Genomic DNA, 15,845 nt, shown 5'->3' on the forward strand with positions numbered 1-15,845 from the left:
CGCGGCGCGATGCGTGAAAGGAACCGGCCTTGGAAGATCTCCTGCGCGAATACCTTCCCATCATCATTTTTCTGGGACTTGCCATCGTTCTTGGCGTGATCCTGATCCTTGCGGCGGTCGTGCTGGCCGTGCGCAACCCGGACCCGGAAAAAGTGTCCGCCTACGAATGCGGGTTCAACGCCTTCGATGACGCCCGGATGAAGTTCGACGTGCGCTTCTACCTCGTGTCGATTCTGTTCATCATCTTCGACCTTGAAGTGGCCTTCCTGTTCCCATGGGCGGTGGCCTTCCAGGACATTTCGATGGTGGGCTTCTGGTCGATGATGGTGTTCCTGGCCGTGCTGACCATCGGCTTTGCCTATGAATGGAAGAAAGGGGCTCTCGAATGGGAGTGATGACCGGATCCAATACCGCGGGCGTCGACAAGGAAGTCGTCACCAGCGCGATCAATGCCGAGCTGCAGGACAAGGGGTTCATCGTCACCTCGACCGCCGACATCATCAACTGGGCGCGGACCGGGTCGCTGCACTGGATGACCTTCGGCCTTGCCTGCTGCGCGGTCGAGATGATGCATACCTCGATGCCGCGCTATGACCTTGAACGTTACGGCACCGCGCCGCGCGCCTCTCCGCGCCAGTCGGACCTGATGATCGTCGCGGGCACCCTGACCAACAAGATGGCCCCGGCGCTGCGCAAGGTCTATGACCAGATGCCGGAACCGCGCTACGTGATCTCGATGGGGTCCTGCGCGAATGGCGGTGGCTATTATCACTACAGCTATTCCGTGGTGCGCGGCTGTGACCGGATCGTGCCGGTTGACGTCTATGTGCCCGGCTGCCCGCCGACGGCAGAGGCGCTGATGTATGGCATCCTGCAGTTGCAGCGGAAGATCCGCCGCACCGGCACCATCGTTCGCTAAGGGGGCGCATATGTCTGATGCACTGAATGAACTGGGCGCCCTGCTGGAACTGAAGCGCAAGGATTGCGTGCTGGGCTGGGACGTCGCCTTTGGCGAACTGACCGTCGATGTGGCCCCGTCCAACCTTGTGGCCTTTGTCGACTACATCAAGTCCGACAGCGCCTGCCAGTTTTCAAGCCTCGTGGATATCACCGCGGTCGATTACCCCGGCCGGGCCAAGCGGTTCGACGTGGTCTATCACTTCCTGTCGATGTACCAGAACCACCGGATCCGCCTGCGGGTGTCGATCGGGGAAGAAGAGATGGTCCCCTCGATCATCGAGGTACACCCCAGCGCCAACTGGTTCGAACGTGAAGTCTTCGACATGTTCGGGATCATCTTTTCCGGCCACCCGGACCTGCGCCGCATCCTGACCGACTACGGATTCCGCGGCCATCCGCTGCGCAAGGATTTCCCGACCACCGGCTATACCGAGGTCCGCTATGACGAGGTGCAGAAGCGCGTCGTCTATGAACCGGTCAAGCTGGTGCAGGAATACCGCCAGTTCGATTTCATGAGCCCGTGGGAAGGGGCGGAATACATCCTTCCGGGCGACGAGAAGACGGAAAAGGCCGGGAGCTGAGGGTGAGCGACCGGGCGGCCATAAACGCGGGCCCCGATGGTGGGGCAGGGCAGGCGACGCTCCTTTTCGGGGTGGGCGCGACCAAGGCCGGCACCAGCTGGCTTTACCGCTTTTTGGCGTCCCATCCCGAATGCCACCTGCGCACGATCAAGGAACTGCATTTCTACGATACGCTGGACCGGGACAACCTCGATTTCCAGTCCAAGCAGTTTCTGACGAAGCACGCCGCCCTTCTGGCCCGCCGCGAACAGGTGCCCGCTGGCGATCCGCGCCGCCGCTACCTGCGCCGCCAGATTGCCGATCTGGAAGCCTATCTTCCGGTCCTCGAAGCCGGGGACGAAGGCGGCTACCTGTCCTACCTGTCTGACGGGCGCGGACAAAAGGGGTTGGTCGCGGATGTGACCCCGGCCTATTCGCTTCTGTCGCCAGAGCGGCTGAAATCCATGGCGTCGCTGGCCCCGGTCACCCGGTTTGTCTACCTGATGCGCGATCCGGTCTCCCGGCTGTGGAGCCACGTTCGCATGATGGCCAACCGCGCCGCCAAAGCGGGCAAGACCCTTGCCGATCATGCCGCCCGCATCTTTGACAACGCCCTGTCGGGCAAGGCCCTGCATGTGACCGACCGCGGTGACTATGTCGGGGCGCTGGACCGGCTGGATGCGGCGCTGGACCCCAAGGCGCTGTTTCTTGGGTTCTACGAAGAACTGTTTTCCGAGCAGGCCATCGCGCGCCTCTGCGCCTTTCTTGGCCTTGCCCCGGTGGAGGCCCGTTTCGACAAGCGGGTGCACGAAGGGGTGAAGATTGAAATGACCGCTGACCAGCGGGCCCGCGCAGCCGCCTATCTGCGGCCGCAATATGATTACGTCTTGGCCCGGATGGGCCGGCTTCCCGCCAAATGGGAAGCCAACTACGCAGGAGTATGACGATGATGGACGGCTCCAAGGGATTCGAAGACGCCGAAACCGGCGAACAGAAGATCCGCAACTTCAACATCAACTTCGGACCGCAGCACCCTGCGGCCCACGGGGTGTTGCGCCTTGTGCTGGAACTGGATGGCGAGATCGTGGAACGCTGCGACCCGCATATCGGGCTTTTGCATCGCGGCACCGAAAAGCTGATGGAAAGCCGGACCTACCTGCAAAACCTGCCCTATTTCGACCGGCTGGATTACGTGGCCCCGATGAACCAGGAACACGCCTGGTGTCTGGCCATCGAAAAGCTGACCGGGACCGAGGTGCCGCGCCGTGCCTCGCTGATCCGGGTGCTCTATTCCGAAATCGGCCGGGTGCTGAACCACCTGCTGAACGTCACCACGCAGGCCATGGACGTGGGCGCGCTGACCCCGCCGCTTTGGGGCTTTGAAGAGCGTGAAAAGCTGATGATCTTCTACGAGCGGGCCTGTGGCGCGCGCCTGCACGCGGCCTATTTCCGGCCCGGCGGCGTGCATCAGGACCTGCCCGATGCGCTGCTGAACGACATCGAGGAATGGGCCCACGCCTTCCCCGCCGTTCTGGACGATATCGACGGGCTGCTGACCGAGAACCGCATCTTCAAACAGCGCAACGTCGACATCGGCGTCGTCACCGAACAGGAAATCCTTGATTGGGGGTTCTCGGGCGTGATGGTGCGCGGGTCGGGCCTTGCCTGGGACCTGCGCCGCGCCCAGCCCTATGAATGCTACGATGAGTTCGACTTCAAGGTGCCGGTCGGCAAGAACGGCGACTGCTATGACCGCTACCTTGTCCGCATGGAAGAGATGCGCCAGTCGACCAGCATCATCCTTCAGGCCATCGAAAAGCTGCGCGCCCCCGAAGGGCAGGGCGACATCATGGCCCGCGGCAAGATCACCCCGCCGAAACGGGGCGACATGAAGACCTCGATGGAAGCGCTGATCCATCACTTCAAACTGTACACCGAAGGGTTCCACGTCCCAGCGGGCGAGGTCTATGCCGCCGTCGAGGCCCCTAAGGGCGAATTCGGCGTCTACCTTGTCGCCGACGGGACCAACAAACCCTACCGCGCCAAACTGCGTGCCCCCGGATACCTGCACCTTCAGGCCATGGACCACGTCGCCTCTGGCCACCAACTTGCCGACGTCGCCGCCATCATCGGCACGATGGACGTCGTTTTTGGAGAGATTGACCGCTAATGCTCCGCCGTCTTCATCCCGAACAGCCCGAAAGCTTTGCTTTCTCCCCCGCCAACCAGAAATGGGCCGAGGCGCAGATCACCAAGTATCCCGAGGGTCGTCAGGCCAGCGCGGTGATCCCGCTGTTGTGGCGCGCGCAGGAACAGGAAGGCTGGCTGACCCGGCCGGCGATCGAAGAGGTCGCCAAGATGCTGAACATGGCCCCGATCCGCGTGATCGAGGTGGCCAGCTTCTACTTCATGTTCCAGTTGCAGCCGGTCGGCTCTGTTGCCCACATCCAGATTTGCGGCACCCTGTCCTGCATGATCTGCGGCGCCGAAGACCTGATCGCGGTCTGCCGCGAAAAGATCGCGGACAAGCCCCATGCGCTGTCGGCGGATGGCAAGTTTTCCTGGGAAGAGGTGGAATGCCTTGGCGCCTGCGCCAACGCCCCCATGGCCCAGATCGGCAAGGACTATTACGAAGACCTGACCGCCGACCGCCTGCGGGGCATTCTGGACGAACTGGCCGCGGGCAAGGTGCCGGTGCCGGGTCCGCAGAATGGCCGCTATGCGGCCGAGCCGCTGTCGGGGCTGACCTCGCTGACCGATCACGAAAGCGGCCGGACCCAGTATAACGCCAGCGCCCAGCTGGCCGTGGATATCGGCGATACGGTGAAACGGATCGACGGGACCGAAGTGCCGCTGCTGACGCCCTGGCTGGGCAAGGGTGGGGCAAAGCCCGCGAAACCGGCAGCCAAGCCCGCCGCGAAACCGGCAGCCAAGACGGCCGCCCCGAAAGCCGCCGCCAAGGCTGAAAAGCCCGCCGCCCCCGTTGCAGCCCCTGCCGCCGTGACCGCCCCCGCGCGGGAAAAGAAGCCGCGCACCATGGCGGCCCCGCGCAAGGCCGGTGCCGACGATCTGAAGCGGATTTCCGGGGTCGGCCCCAAGCTGGAAGGCGTGTTGAACGAATTGGGCTTCTGGCACTTCGACCAGATCGCCAAATGGACCCCCGAAGAGATCGCCTGGGTCGACAGCCGGTTGAAGTTCAAGGGCCGGATCGAACGGGATGACTGGATCGGGCAGGCCACGAAACTCGCGGCCGAGGGCTGACGGATCGCATTGAAGCCACGCACATGATGCCGAAACCGCGCAATCTGTTGACTGAAGGCCGCAAGCGGGGCGGGAAACGTCCCGTCCGGCCCGGTTTTCTTTGCCCGTTCTGCGCGGTTTCCCCTACAAATGCCCTGTCGGCCAAGCCGCGCGCCATGACGCGGCAGGCCAAACAGGGAAGTTGAAGGAGTTAAGCGTTATGTCGCAATCAAACGAAGCCACCAGCTGCCGCAATCTGTCGTGGCTTGTCGCCCTGTTGGCGGGGCTGGTCGTCACCCTCTTGATGCGCGGTGCGGATCAGGGATGGATTCTCTCGATCATCTTCGGGCTGGTCGTCTTGTTCGCGCTTGGGTTCGTATTGACCCGGTACTTCTGCGCCGATTCCGGGGTCACGAAATCCGCCGTGTCCCAGACCGTTGCACCCGTTTCTGCGGCCGCAACCCCCACGCCGCGCGCCGCCGCGCCGGCCGCCGCCGCGACACCGGTTGCGACTTCGGCCCCGGTGGCTGCAGAGCCTGCGCCCGAACCGGCCCCGGATGCCGAACCGAAGGCCGAGGCGGAGCCCAAGGCAGCCGCCAAGCCGAAAGCGGCGGCAAAGCCCAAGACCGCAGCAAAACCGAAGGCCGCCGCAAAGCCCAAGGCAGAGACCAAGCCCAAGGCCGCCGCTGCCAAGGTAGAGGCCAAGCCCGCGGCGGCGAAACCCGCCCGTCCGCCGGTGGCCAAGGATGGCACGCCCGCCGATCTTCTTGCCAAACCGCGCGGCGGCAAGGCGGACGATCTGAAGATGATCAAGGGCGTCGGGCCGGGCATCGAAAAGACGCTCAACGAGATGGGGATCTGGCACTATGATCAGGTTGCCGGATTGCGGGGCAAGGAAATCAAGTGGGTAGATGACCGGCTGAAGTTCAAGGGCCGGATCACGCGCGACGAATGGATCAAGCAGGCCCGGGTTCTGGCCCGGGGCGGCGCGACCGAATTCGCGGCCCGCGCCAAGAAGGACGGCACCTACAAAGCGTAGGGCCGATAGAAGACACGAATGGGAGACGATTCAGACCGCAAACGGGCCGAGGCCGGCAAACGCGCCGCCAAGGTATTGATTGCCACCGGGCTGTTCTGGATCGTCACCACCTATCTTGGGTCGCACCTGGGCTGGCCGCAACGCACGCGGGCCCTGTTCGACCTGATCGCCCTTGCCGGTTTCGGCTGGGCATTGTGGATGACTTATGGCATCTGGCGGTCACGCCAGAACGACAAGGGGTGAGCCGATGCTCAAAGACCAGGACCGGATCTTTACCAACATCTACGGCATGCATGACCGGACGCTGAAAGGCGCCCAGTCCCGTGGGCATTGGGATGGCACTGCCGCGATCATCAAGAAGGGCCGCGACTGGATCATCGACGAGATGAAGGCCAGCGGCCTGCGGGGCCGGGGCGGCGCGGGTTTCCCCACGGGCCTGAAATGGTCGTTCATGCCCAAGGAATCGGATGGCCGTCCGTCCTACCTTGTGATCAACGCCGACGAATCCGAACCGGGCACCTGCAAGGACCGGGAAATCATGCGCCACGATCCGCATACGCTGATCGAAGGGGCGCTGATCGCCAGTTTCGCGATGCAGGCCCATGCCTGCTACATCTACCTGCGCGGCGAATACATCCGCGAACGTGAAGCCCTGCAAAACGCCATCGACGAAGCCTATGCCTCGGGCCTTCTGGGCAAGAACGCGGCCAAGTCGGGCTGGGACTTCGACCTTTATCTGCACCACGGCGCGGGCGCCTATATCTGTGGCGAGGAAACCGCCCTTCTTGAAAGCCTTGAGGGCAAGAAGGGGATGCCGCGGATGAAACCGCCGTTCCCGGCGGGCGCGGGCCTTTATGGCTGCCCGACCACGGTGAACAACGTCGAATCCATCGCCGTCGTGCCGACCATTCTGCGCCGGGGCGCATCGTGGTTCGCGGGCTTTGGCCGCCAGAACAACGCGGGCACCAAGCTGTTCGCGATCTCGGGCCATGTGAACAACCCCTGCGTCGTCGAAGAGGAAATGTCGATCACCTTTGAAGAGCTGATCGAAAAGCACTGTGGCGGCATCCGGGGTGGCTGGGACAACCTCAAGGCCGTGATCCCCGGTGGGTCGTCCGTGCCCTGTGTCCGTGGCGAGAAGATGAAAGACGCCATCATGGACTTCGACTACCTGCGCGGAGAGCTGGGCTCGGGCCTTGGCACCGCTGCGGTGATCGTGATGGACAACTCTGTCGATATCATCAAGGCGATCTGGCGCCTGTCGAAGTTCTACAAGCACGAAAGCTGCGGCCAGTGCACCCCCTGCCGCGAAGGCACCGGCTGGATGATGCGGGTGATGGAACGGCTGGTGCAGGGCAATGCGAGCGTCGAAGAAATCGACATGCTGTTCGACGTGACCAAGCAGGTCGAAGGCCACACCATCTGCGCCCTTGGCGACGCGGCGGCCTGGCCGATCCAGGGTCTGATCCGCAACTTCCGAGACGAGATCGAGGACCGGATCAAGAGCAAGCGGATCGCGGCTGAATAACCGGAGCGATGCAATACGATCAGTTCCACCCCAACAGTTGCCCCAGTTGCGGAACGCGCCCCTATCCTTGGGGCAAGGCCTGCGAAACCTGCGGACTGGTTGGGGAGGAACGGGTTGGCCCGGCATGGATGCCGCGCCTTGCGCCTGTCGCGGCCTCGCTGTTTGTCATTCTGGTGATCATGGCCGTGATCGGAGCGGTTTTTTCGGCCGGATAGCCGTGGCATCCCGCCCCGATAGGCGAATCTAATGACGATGGAACTTTTCCTTGCCTGCCCGCCGGGCTTTGAACCGACCCTTGCCGCCGAGGCGCGCGAGGCGGGGTTCAAGGGCGTGGCGGAAACGCCGGGCGGCGTGACCTGCGCGGGCGACTGGGCCGAGGTCTGGCGTGCCAACCTTGTTTTGCGGGGCGCGACCCGCGTGCTGGCCCGGGTCGAAGAGTTTCGCGCCTTCCACCTGGCCCAGCTCGACAAACGCGCGCAAAAAGTCGATTGGGCCGCGATCCTGCCCAAGGCCACCCCGGTCAAGGTCGAGGTGACAAGCCGCAAATCCAAGATCTATCACGCGGGCGCGGCTGCCCAGCGGATCGAAAAGGCGCTGACCGACAGCATCGGCGCTGTGATCGACCCGGAGGCCGCGATCAAGTTGAAGGTGCGGATCGACGACAACCTTGTGACCTTTTCCATCGATACGTCGGGCGAAAGCCTGCACAAACGCGGCCACAAGGTCGCGGTGAACAAGGCGCCGCTGCGGGAAACGCTGGCTGCGCTGTGCCTGCGGGCCTGCGGATTTGACGGGACCCAGACCGTGCTGGACCCGATGTGCGGGTCGGGCACCTTCCCGATCGAGGCGGCGGAATGGGCCGCAGGGCTGATGCCTGGGCGGGACCGCCGGTTCGCCTTTGAAGACCTGCCCAGCTTTGACGCGGCCAGTTGGGCGCGGATGAAAACGGGTGCTGCACGGCCAACGTCGGCCCGTTTCTACGGGTCCGACAGGGACGCAGGCGCGGTGCGTATGGCGCAGGACAATGCAGGCCGGGCCGGGGTGGACGACATCTGCCTGTTCGAATGCAAACCCATCTCGGACATCGCGCCGCCCGATGGGCCGCCTGGGCTGGTGATGATCAACCCGCCCTATGGTGGCCGGATCGGCAACAAGAAGCTGTTGTTCGGCCTTTATGGCGCGATGGGCAAGGTCCTGTCGGAGCGGTTCTCCGGCTGGCGGGTCGGCTTTGTCACCTCGGACGGGGGGCTTGCCAAGGCGACGGGGCTGGACCTGTCCGCAGGCCCGCCCATCGATAACGGCGGGATCAAGATCCGGCTGTATCAGGCGCAGCTGTAGCGCCGATCGCGGCCGAGATTTCGGCCGCCGCGCGGGCCACTTCCGCCCCGAAGGCCGCAAGCCGCGCTTCGGTGAACCGGGCCGAGGGGCCCGAGATGGAAATCCCGCCCACCACCTCGCCCCGCGCGTCGCGGATCGCCGCGCCCATGCAGGACATGCCGATGTGCCGTTCTTCGCGGTCGAACGACCAGCCGCGCGCGGCGGTCTTGTCCAGATCGGCCTCCAGCACCGGGCGATGCGACAGGGTGCTGCCGGTAAAGGCGACCAATTGCATTGACCCGATCAGCCGGTCGCGCCGGTCGCGGGGCAGGGCGGCAAGGATCGCCTTGCCGGTGCCAGAGGCATGCATCGCGGTGCGGGTGCCGGGGTGAAAGAAGGCCCGGATCGGGTTCCGGCTTTCGACCTGACCGACGAAGACCACCTCGGCCCCGTCCTGAACCGCAAGGTTCGCGGTTTCCCCCGTCGCCTCCATCAGCTGGCGCATCACCGGGCGGGCGGCATCCAGAAGCGTGGTGCGCCGCAGATAGGCGGACCCGGTGCGATAGGCCTCGATCCCGACGGCCCATGTTTGGGCCGTGCTGTCAAAGGCGGCAAAGCCCCGGTTCTGAAGCGTGGTCAGAATGCGGTGGGTCGTGGGGGCGGGGATGTCCAGCGCCTCGGATATCCCGGTCAGGGTCCTGTCTTCGGCCCGGGCCAGATGTTCCAGCACCAGAAGCGCCCGGTCCAGCGCCTGAAGCGTGGGCGCGGTGGATTCGGTGAAAGTGGAGCGGGGGCGGCCGCGGCTGCGTTTTTCCATGGCGGGTCTCCTGTCGGATCTAGTCTAGGTGCGTGAAAATATTTTTCAATCTTGATCATGTGGGCAGTGTGAAAAGAAATAAAATGAATATGAACAACGCGTTAGATATTTTAATGCGGTAGTGAAAAATAATTTTGAAAAAATTGCGAATAGCGGGCGCTGGCCGCATGATCTGCGCATACAGCCCGAAAGGAGCCTTCGATGTCAGATCAGAACCCGGTTTTCATTCCCGGCCCGACCAATATCCCTGACCGCCTGCGACGCGCGATGATGGTGCAGACCCGCGACCACCGCGCGCCGGATTTCGTGGATACCCTGCTGCCGGTGCTGGAGCGCTGCAAGACGGTCTTCGGCACGACCGACGGCACCGTCATCACTTTCCCGTCCTCGGGCACTGGTGGCTGGGAAGCGGCGATCACCAATACCCTGTCGCCCGGCGACGCGGTTCTGATCGCCCGTTATGGCATGTTCTCGCACCGCTGGATCGACCTGTGCCAGCGGCACGGGCTGGACGTGCGGATCATCGAATGCGACTGGGGCAGCGGTGCCCCCGCCGACAAGTTCGCCGAGGCGCTGGCCGCCGATACCGCCCATGACATCAAGGCGGTCCTTGTCACCCATAACGAGACCGCGACCGGCGTCCTGTCCGATATCGGCGCGGTGCGGGCGGCGATGAACGGGGCCGGTCATCCGGCGCTGTTGATGGTCGATGCGGTGTCATCGCTCGCTTCCGTCCCGTTCCGGATGGACGACTGGGGCGTCGATATCTGCGTTTCGGGCAGCCAGAAGGGGTTCATGCTGGCCACCGGCATGGCGATCCTTGCGGTCAGCCCAAAGGCGCTTGCCGCGATGGAGGGGGCGACCCTGCCGCGCACCTTCTTTTCCTTCAAGGACATGATGGGGGCGAATGCCAATGGCGGCTTCCCCTACACCCCGCCGCTGCAACTGATCTATGGTCTGTCCGAGGCGCTGGACATGTTGGAAGAGGAGGGGTTGGACAATGTCTATGCCCGCCATCACCGGCTGGCCGAAGGGGTTCGCCGCGCGGTCGCGGCATGGGGGCTGAAGCTGGTTGCCCAATCGCCCGACCTGTACAGCGATACGGTCAGCGCGATCTACGTCCCCGAAGGGTTCAACAGCGATGCGCTGACCGATCACGCCTTCCATGCTTATGGCGTGTCCTTCGGGGTTGGCCTTGGCCAGATGAAGGGCCGCGCCTTCCGCATCGGCCATCTGGGTATGCTGACCGAAACCATGGTCTTGTCGGGCCTTGCCACCATTGAAATGGCGATGGCCGATCTGGACTACCCGATCACCCTGGGCAGCGGGGTTGCCGCCGCGCAGGACTATTTCCGCAAATCGCGCCCCGCGCTGTCCAAAGCCGCATGAGGACCGAATGACACACTGGCCCACCTTCGATGACGTGATCGCGGCCCATGACCGGATCGCGCCATATATCCACCGGACCCCGGTCCTGACGTCCGAGTTCATCAACGGGCTTGCCGGGTGCGAGCTGTACTTCAAGTGCGAGAATCTGCAAAAGGCGGGCGCGTTCAAGGCGCGCGGCGCGTCCAACGCCGTCTTTGGTCTGACCGACGAGCAGGCCGCGCGGGGCGTTGCCACCCATTCCAGCGGCAACCACGGCACCTGCCTGTCCTATGCCGCCGGACGCCGGGGCATTCCCTGCACCGTGGTCATGCCGCGCACCGCGCCGCAGGCCAAGAAGGACGCGGTCAAGGGCTATGGCGGCCGCGTGGTGGAATGCGAACCCTCGACCACCTCGCGAGAGGCGGTCTTTGCCGAGGTCGTGGCCGAGACCGGGGCCGAGTTCGTGCACCCCTACAACGACCTGCGCGTCATCACCGGGCAGGCCACCTGTAGCCGCGAGCTGATGGAACAGGCGCCGGGGCTGGACGCGGTCATCGCACCCATTGGCGGCGGCGGCATGGTGTCGGGCACCTGCCTGACCCTGTCGAACATCGCGCCCGGCGTGAAGATCTACGCCGCCGAACCGGAACAGGCCGATGACGCCGCCCGCAGTTTCCGCGCGGGCCACATCATCGCCGATGACGCGCCGGTGACGGTGGCGGACGGGCTCAAGGTGCCGCTGAAGGAAAACACATGGCACTATGTGTCAAACCATGTGACCGACATCCTGACCGCATCCGAGCAAGAGATCATCGACGCGATGAAGCTGATCTGGAAACGGATGAAGATCGTGATGGAACCCTCCAGCGCCGTGCCGCTGGCCACCATCCTGAAGAACCCTGACATTTTCGCGGGCCAGAAGGTCGGCGTCATCATCACCGGCGGCAACGTCGATCTGGACAAACTGCCTTGGCAGTGAAGGAGGATACCATGAACGCAGAAACCAAATTCGAAGGGCTTGAGGTCGGGTTCGACGTGCCCGCACTGCCCGGCATGGACGAGGCCGATATCCAGACCCCCTGCATCGTGCTGGATCTGGACGCGCTGGAACGCAACATCGTCAAGATGGGCGACTATGCCAAGGCGCATGGGATGCGCCACCGGGTGCACGGCAAGATGCATAAATCCGTGGATGTGGCCAAGCTGCAGGAACGGCTGGGGGGCGCCGTCGGCGTCTGCTGCCAGAAGGTGTCCGAGGCCGAGGTTTTCGCCCGCGGCGGCATCAAGGATATCCTTGTGTCCAATCAGGTGCGTGACCCGCTCAAGATCGATCGTCTGGCCCGTCTGCCCAAGCTGGGCGCGCGGACCATCGTCTGTGTCGATGATGTCGCCAATGTCGCGGACCTTTCGGCGGCGGCGGTCAAGCATGGCACCGAGCTGGAAGTCTTTGTCGAGATCGACTGCGGCGCGGGCCGCTGCGGCGTCACCACGACCCCGGCCGTGATCGAGATTGCCAAGGCGGTTCAGGCGGCACCGAACCTGAAGTTCACCGGCATTCAGGCCTATCAGGGCGCGATGCAGCACATGGACAGCTATGCCGACCGCAAGGCCAAGCTGGACGCCGCGATTGCGCAGGTGAAGGACGCCGTGGACGGGCTGAAGGCCGAAGGGATCGAGTGCGAATTGGTCTCGGGCGGCGGTACGGGCAGCTATTATTTCGAAAGCAACTCGGGCGTTTACAACGAATTGCAGTGCGGGTCCTACGCCTTCATGGATGCCGACTATGGCCGCATCCTTGACGCGGACGGCAACCGCATTGACCGGGGCGAATGGGAAAACGCGATGTTCCTTTACACCCAGGTCATGTCCCACGCGAAGGCGGACAAGGCGATTGTCGATGCCGGGCTGAAGGCGCAATCAGTCGACAGCGGGTTGCCGGTGGTCTTTGGCCGCGACGATGTCGAATACATCAAATGTTCGGATGAACACGGCGTCGTTTCGGACCCGAAGGGCGTGCTGAAGGTCGGCGACAAGCTGCGGCTTGTGCCCGGTCACTGCGACCCGACCGCGAACGTCCATGACTGGTATGTCGGTGTCCGGAACGGCAAGGTCGAAACCCTTTGGCCCGTGTCGGCCCGTGGAAAGGCCTACTGATGGCCGAGGGTTTGCTGATCGTGAACGAGGCCGCCTGCGAGGCGGTCGTGACCCGCGGCGCGGCCTTTGCCGCCGTGGAAAGCACATTCGCCGCCATGGCGACGGGGGAGGCGTGGAACTTTCCCGTGGTGCGCGAGGCGCTGGGCCATGCGGACGCGCTTTACGGCTTCAAGTCCGGGTTCGACCGGGCGGGGATGGCGTTGGGCGTGAAATCCGGGGGCTACTGGCCGGGCAACGCGGCCAAGGGGCTGACCAACCACCAGTCCACCGTGTTTCTGTTCGACCCGGACACCGGGCAGTTGGCGGCGCTGGTCGGGGGCAACTACCTGACAGCGATCCGCACCGCGGCCGCGTCGTCGGTTTCCATCGCGCATCTGGCGCGGCCGGACGCCAAGGTGATCGGCATGGTCGGGGCGGGGCACCAATCGGCGTTCCAGCTGCGCGCGGCGCTGGAACAGCGGGACTTTGAAAAGGTCGTCGCCTGGAACCCGCATCCGGACATGTTGCCCCGGCTTCAGGCCGTGGCGGAAGAGGCCGGGCTGCCCTTTGAAGGGGTGGAGCGCGAGGAACTAGGGGCGCAAGCGGATGTGATCATCACCATCACCTCGGCCTTCGAGCCGCTTTTGATGCGCGACTGGATCAAGCCGGGCACCCATCTGGCCTGCATGGGCACCGACACCAAGGGCAAGCAAGAGGTCGACCCGGCGATCCTGACCGCCGCGACCGTGTTCACCGATGAGGTCGCCCAGTCGATCACCATCGGCGAGGCGCAGCACGCGGTGGGCCACGGGCTGATGGGCGAGGGGGATATCACCCCCATTGGGGCGGTCATCAACGGCACACATCCGGGCCGGACGTCAGAGGCAGAGATCACCCTGTTCGACGGAACCGGTGTCGGGCTTCAGGACTTGGCGGTGGCACAGGTGGCCGCAAAGCTGGCGGAAGAGCAAGGCAAGGCGCAGCGGATCGCCCTGTGACGGGGGTGGTGGGTTAAAACCCACCTTACGTTCAGGGGCGCTGCCCCTCTGGCCCTTCGGGCCATTCACCCCGGAGTATTTGGGGCAAAATGAGAGAGGGCAGGCTGGTTTCGATCGGCCTGCCCTTGCCGGTTCCGGGGGAATGCGGTTTCCTCGGTCCATTCAGGAAGACGGGGGGTGACATGGCGGGTTTGGAACAGCGAATTGCGCAGGGGCGCGGCGACGACGTGGCCGATCTGGTTCTGCGCGGCGGTCGGGTGCTGGATGTTGTCACGGGCGATTTGATCGCGGGCGATGTGGCGATCTGCGGCGATACGATCGTCGGGATCGGGGCCGATTATGACGGGGCCGAGATCGTCGATGTGTCCGGCCTGACGCTGGTGCCCGGCTTCATCGACACCCACCTGCATATCGAATCGAGCCTGATCACCCCTTTCGAGTTTGACCGCTGCGTCACCCCGCGCGGCGTGACCACCTGCATCTGCGACCCGCATGAGATCGCCAATGTCCTTGGCGTTCCGGGGATCGAATATTTCCTTGAAGCCGCGACCCGGACGGTTCTGGATATCCGCGTGAACCTGTCGTCCTGTGTGCCATCGACCGAGATGGAGACCGCAGGCGCCCGGATCGAGGCGGCCGACCTTGCCCCGTTGATGTCGCACCCCAAGGTGATCGGGCTGGCCGAGTTCATGAATTACCCCGGCGTGATCCACCGCGACCCGGGGGCCATGGCCAAGCTGTCCTTGTTCGAGGGGCGCCATATCGACGGCCACGCGCCGCTTTTGTCGGGCAAGGATCTGAACGCCTATATCGCGGCGGGCATTCGCACCGAACACGAGGCGACCACCGCCGCCGAGGCCCGCGAGAAGCTGCAAAAGGGGATGCGCGTGCTGATCCGCGAAGGGTCGGTGTCGAAGGACCTTGATGCGCTATTGCCGCTGCTGACGCCGCTGACCTCGGCCTATATGTGTCTGTGCACGGATGACCGGAACCCGCTGGATATCGGGGAACATGGGCATCTGGACTATATGATCCGCCATGCCATCGCCGAAGGGGTTGATCCCGTCGCCATCTACCGCGCGGCCAGCCTGTCGGCGGCAGAGGCGTTCGGGCTGAAGGATCGCGGCCAGATCGCGCCGGGCAAGCGGGCCGATATCGTGGCGCTGGGCAGTCTGGAGGGTTGCGACGCCCGCGCTGTCTGGGCCGGTGGGGTCCGGGTGGGCGGGGCCGCCTTTGCCGCCCGCACCGAGATCCCCCCCATCGGGCGCGGGTCGGTCAAGGCCCCGGCCATTGTTGCGGCCCATTTCCGCACCGCGTCGAACCGCGACCAGACCGATGTGATCGGCATCCTGCCCGGCAAGATCATCACCGAACACCTGCACGAGGAGATCCCCGTGCAGGACGGCGACAAGCGGCCCGATATTGCCCGCGACCTGATCAAGATCGCGGTGATCGAACGGCACGGCAAGAACGGCAATGTGGCCACCGGCTTTGTGCGTGGGTTCGAATTGAAGCGCGGGGCCATCGCCTCGACCGTCTGTCACGATCATCACAACATCGCCGTGGTGGGCGCCGATTACGACGATATGGCGCTGGCCGCCAACCGGCTGGCCGAGATCGAGGGCGGGTTCGTCGTCACCGAGGGCGGCAAGGTTCTGGCGGAACTGGCGCTGCCGGTAGCGGGGCTGATGTCGCTGCTGACCTTTGAAGAGGTCCGCGACCGGCTGGTCGCCCTGCGCGACGCGGCGAAATCACTGGGGGTCACATTGGAAGAGCCGTTCCTGCAACTGGCCTTCCTTGCCTTGCCGGTGATCCCGATGCTGAAGATCACCGACCGGGGTCTGGTCGACGTCACCAAGTTCGAGATCATCGGCTGAAACGAAAG

17 protein-coding genes are annotated in these 15,845 nt (G+C 64.2%); 16 read left to right on the top strand and 1 reads right to left on the bottom strand.

The window, feature by feature from the left end; genetic code table 11:
• The first annotated feature begins 29 nt into the window (after positions 1 to 29).
• The 11 genes from EU803_RS03700 to EU803_RS03750 all read left to right on the top strand — a co-directional run bounded on the left by EU803_RS03700 (position 30) and on the right by EU803_RS03750 (position 8,665).
• Positions 30 to 395, top strand: a complete 366-nt coding sequence (locus EU803_RS03700; RefSeq protein ID WP_129679853.1) for an NADH-quinone oxidoreductase subunit A — start codon at positions 30 to 32, stop codon at positions 393 to 395.
• On the top strand, positions 395 to 919 hold the full coding sequence (locus EU803_RS03705; RefSeq protein ID WP_129679855.1) for an NADH-quinone oxidoreductase subunit B: 525 nt from the start codon (positions 395 to 397) through the stop codon (positions 917 to 919). The genes EU803_RS03700 and EU803_RS03705 overlap by 1 nt, the downstream gene beginning before the upstream one ends.
• Before the next feature lie 10 nt (positions 920 to 929).
• Positions 930 to 1,541 (top strand): NADH-quinone oxidoreductase subunit C, encoded by a 612-nt coding sequence (locus EU803_RS03710; protein ID WP_129679858.1) that lies wholly within the window; start codon positions 930 to 932, stop codon positions 1,539 to 1,541.
• Positions 1,542 to 1,543: 2 nt separating this feature from the next.
• On the top strand, positions 1,544 to 2,464 hold the full coding sequence (locus tag EU803_RS03715; protein WP_165352766.1) for a sulfotransferase: 921 nt from the start codon (positions 1,544 to 1,546) through the stop codon (positions 2,462 to 2,464).
• Between the two features lie 2 nt (positions 2,465 to 2,466).
• A complete protein-coding gene (locus tag EU803_RS03720; protein WP_129679862.1) occupies positions 2,467 to 3,690 on the top strand; it encodes an NADH-quinone oxidoreductase subunit D in 1,224 nt (407 codons plus the stop codon).
• Positions 3,690 to 4,781, top strand: a complete 1,092-nt coding sequence (locus tag EU803_RS03725; RefSeq protein WP_129679864.1) for an NADH-quinone oxidoreductase subunit E — start codon at positions 3,690 to 3,692, stop codon at positions 4,779 to 4,781. Before EU803_RS03720 ends, EU803_RS03725 begins: the two co-directional genes overlap by 1 nt.
• Before the next feature lie 199 nt (positions 4,782 to 4,980).
• Positions 4,981 to 5,799: an NADH:quinone oxidoreductase gene (locus tag EU803_RS03730; protein WP_129679866.1), complete on the top strand. Its 819-nt coding sequence runs from the start codon at positions 4,981 to 4,983 to the stop codon at positions 5,797 to 5,799.
• Between the two features lie 18 nt (positions 5,800 to 5,817).
• Positions 5,818 to 6,042 carry a DUF5337 domain-containing protein gene (locus tag EU803_RS03735; RefSeq protein ID WP_129679868.1) on the top strand — a complete coding sequence of 75 codons (225 nt, stop codon included), beginning with the start codon at positions 5,818 to 5,820 and terminating at the stop codon, positions 6,040 to 6,042.
• A gap of 4 nt (positions 6,043 to 6,046) precedes the next feature.
• Positions 6,047 to 7,327 carry an NADH-quinone oxidoreductase subunit NuoF gene (gene nuoF, locus EU803_RS03740; RefSeq protein ID WP_129679870.1) on the top strand — a complete coding sequence of 427 codons (1,281 nt, stop codon included), beginning with the start codon at positions 6,047 to 6,049 and terminating at the stop codon, positions 7,325 to 7,327.
• 8 nt (positions 7,328 to 7,335) lie between these two features.
• Complete coding sequence (locus tag EU803_RS03745; protein WP_129679872.1) at positions 7,336 to 7,542, top strand: hypothetical protein; 207 nt, start codon at positions 7,336 to 7,338, stop codon at positions 7,540 to 7,542.
• A 31-nt stretch (positions 7,543 to 7,573) separates the two neighbouring features.
• The gene (locus EU803_RS03750) at positions 7,574 to 8,665 is read left to right on the top strand and encodes a class I SAM-dependent RNA methyltransferase (RefSeq protein ID WP_129679874.1); all 1,092 of its coding nucleotides are present in this window, start codon (positions 7,574 to 7,576) and stop codon (positions 8,663 to 8,665) included.
• Here EU803_RS03750 and EU803_RS03755 read toward each other — a convergent pair.
• A complete protein-coding gene (locus tag EU803_RS03755) occupies positions 8,634 to 9,461 on the bottom strand; it encodes an IclR family transcriptional regulator (RefSeq protein WP_129679876.1) in 828 nt (275 codons plus the stop codon). The genes EU803_RS03750 and EU803_RS03755 overlap by 32 nt on opposite strands.
• Before the next feature lie 201 nt (positions 9,462 to 9,662).
• Here EU803_RS03755 and bhcA point away from each other — a divergent pair, with 201 nt between their 5' ends.
• The 5 genes from bhcA (at position 9,663) to ade (ending at position 15,837) form a co-directional block, all read left to right on the top strand.
• The gene (gene bhcA / locus EU803_RS03760; protein WP_129679878.1) at positions 9,663 to 10,850 is read left to right on the top strand and encodes an L-aspartate--glyoxylate aminotransferase BhcA; all 1,188 of its coding nucleotides are present in this window, start codon (positions 9,663 to 9,665) and stop codon (positions 10,848 to 10,850) included.
• A gap of 7 nt (positions 10,851 to 10,857) precedes the next feature.
• Positions 10,858 to 11,808 (top strand): beta-hydroxyaspartate dehydratase BhcB, encoded by a 951-nt coding sequence (gene bhcB, locus EU803_RS03765; protein WP_129679880.1) that lies wholly within the window; start codon positions 10,858 to 10,860, stop codon positions 11,806 to 11,808.
• Between the two features lie 11 nt (positions 11,809 to 11,819).
• Positions 11,820 to 12,983: a 3-hydroxy-D-aspartate aldolase BhcC gene (bhcC, locus tag EU803_RS03770; protein WP_129679882.1), complete on the top strand. Its 1,164-nt coding sequence runs from the start codon at positions 11,820 to 11,822 to the stop codon at positions 12,981 to 12,983.
• Positions 12,983 to 13,960 (top strand): iminosuccinate reductase BhcD, encoded by a 978-nt coding sequence (bhcD, locus tag EU803_RS03775; protein WP_129679884.1) that lies wholly within the window; start codon positions 12,983 to 12,985, stop codon positions 13,958 to 13,960. The genes bhcC and bhcD overlap by 1 nt, the downstream gene beginning before the upstream one ends.
• Positions 13,961 to 14,142: 182 nt before the next feature.
• Complete coding sequence (gene ade, locus EU803_RS03780; RefSeq protein ID WP_129679886.1) at positions 14,143 to 15,837, top strand: adenine deaminase; 1,695 nt, start codon at positions 14,143 to 14,145, stop codon at positions 15,835 to 15,837.
• Positions 15,838 to 15,845: the final 8 nt, after the last annotated feature.

The organism is Loktanella sp. IMCC34160 (assembly GCF_004145845.1).
Classification (GTDB): domain Bacteria; phylum Pseudomonadota; class Alphaproteobacteria; order Rhodobacterales; family Rhodobacteraceae; genus SELP01.

What these genes read in the sequence shown, in the direction of transcription:
- EU803_RS03705 (WP_129679855.1), top strand. Translation starts at nt 395, where the DNA reads ATGACCGGATCCAATACCGCGGGCGTCGACAAGGAAGTCGTCACCAGC.
- EU803_RS03710 (WP_129679858.1), top strand. Translation starts at nt 930, where the DNA reads ATGTCTGATGCACTGAATGAACTGGGCGCCCTGCTGGAACTGAAGCGC.
- EU803_RS03720 (WP_129679862.1), top strand. Translation starts at nt 2,467, where the DNA reads ATGATGGACGGCTCCAAGGGATTCGAAGACGCCGAAACCGGCGAACAG.
- EU803_RS03725 (WP_129679864.1), top strand. Translation starts at nt 3,690, where the DNA reads ATGCTCCGCCGTCTTCATCCCGAACAGCCCGAAAGCTTTGCTTTCTCC.
- EU803_RS03730 (WP_129679866.1), top strand. Translation starts at nt 4,981, where the DNA reads ATGTCGCAATCAAACGAAGCCACCAGCTGCCGCAATCTGTCGTGGCTT.
- EU803_RS03735 (WP_129679868.1), top strand. Translation starts at nt 5,818, where the DNA reads ATGGGAGACGATTCAGACCGCAAACGGGCCGAGGCCGGCAAACGCGCC.
- nuoF (WP_129679870.1), top strand. Translation starts at nt 6,047, where the DNA reads ATGCTCAAAGACCAGGACCGGATCTTTACCAACATCTACGGCATGCAT.
- EU803_RS03745 (WP_129679872.1), top strand. Translation starts at nt 7,336, where the DNA reads ATGCAATACGATCAGTTCCACCCCAACAGTTGCCCCAGTTGCGGAACG.
- EU803_RS03750 (WP_129679874.1), top strand. Translation starts at nt 7,574, where the DNA reads ATGACGATGGAACTTTTCCTTGCCTGCCCGCCGGGCTTTGAACCGACC.
- EU803_RS03755 (WP_129679876.1), bottom strand. Translation starts at nt 9,461, where the DNA reads ATGGAAAAACGCAGCCGCGGCCGCCCCCGCTCCACTTTCACCGAATCC.
- bhcA (WP_129679878.1), top strand. Translation starts at nt 9,663, where the DNA reads ATGTCAGATCAGAACCCGGTTTTCATTCCCGGCCCGACCAATATCCCT.
- bhcB (WP_129679880.1), top strand. Translation starts at nt 10,858, where the DNA reads ATGACACACTGGCCCACCTTCGATGACGTGATCGCGGCCCATGACCGG.
- bhcC (WP_129679882.1), top strand. Translation starts at nt 11,820, where the DNA reads ATGAACGCAGAAACCAAATTCGAAGGGCTTGAGGTCGGGTTCGACGTG.
- bhcD (WP_129679884.1), top strand. Translation starts at nt 12,983, where the DNA reads ATGGCCGAGGGTTTGCTGATCGTGAACGAGGCCGCCTGCGAGGCGGTC.
- ade (WP_129679886.1), top strand. Translation starts at nt 14,143, where the DNA reads ATGGCGGGTTTGGAACAGCGAATTGCGCAGGGGCGCGGCGACGACGTG.